The 619-nt window shown below is 50.4% G+C and carries 1 protein-coding gene; it reads left to right on the forward strand.

Annotated elements, in window-relative coordinates; all coding sequences use genetic code 11:
• A partial coding sequence (locus GPK90_RS18740; protein WP_275950600.1) for an RNA polymerase sigma factor occupies positions 1-252 on the forward strand: 252 nt, incomplete at its 5' end.
• Positions 253-619: the final 367 nt, after the last annotated feature.

Consider the following 619-nt stretch of genomic DNA (forward strand, 5'->3'; position numbering starts at 1 on the left):
CTGGAGCATGAAGCTCTCTTTGTCGCCTTATCTCCCCATGAACTGTATGAGCGGAAAGTGACCATGCAGGAGCTTCATGCAGCGATTGCCAGTCTGCCGAACAAACAGGCAAAACGGATTTACGCTCATTTCATTCTCGGCATGACCAAACAGGATATTGCCCGGGCAGAGGGCGTCCATGAAAAAGTGGTTCGTGTCGCAATCGAGCGAGGTCTGCGGCGCTTAGAAAAAATTTTGAAAAATTCTTTGTAAGGTGTACCGATTTAGGCCGAAAAATGAAATGGCTTATGAGAGGTAAAACACTTCGGGTCACAATGACCCGAGGTTCAGACAAGCCTCATGCAGATTGAAAATTGAATAAAAAGACACCCGGATACGAAGGGGAACGCGCTGTGTGACAGACCCGCCATGACCTCGGATTTCAGAGAATACAGTCTTTGTAAAACTGAGCGAGCGAACAGGTTCATGCCATAGGTGGGGGCAAGGCTGGCTCCACCGGAACAGGCGCAGAACCCGGATACTTGCGTTTAGTCACAGTTCGAGCGTTGAAGCGGCCTTGCAAGCCGTGAGCCGTCGCAGGCAATGAGAACGCCTTGCCATCAGAATGGGGAGAGTTGAA

Source organism: Clostridium sp. MCC344, assembly GCF_018785365.1.
Classification (GTDB): domain Bacteria; phylum Bacillota; class Clostridia; order Lachnospirales; family Lachnospiraceae; genus Pilosibacter.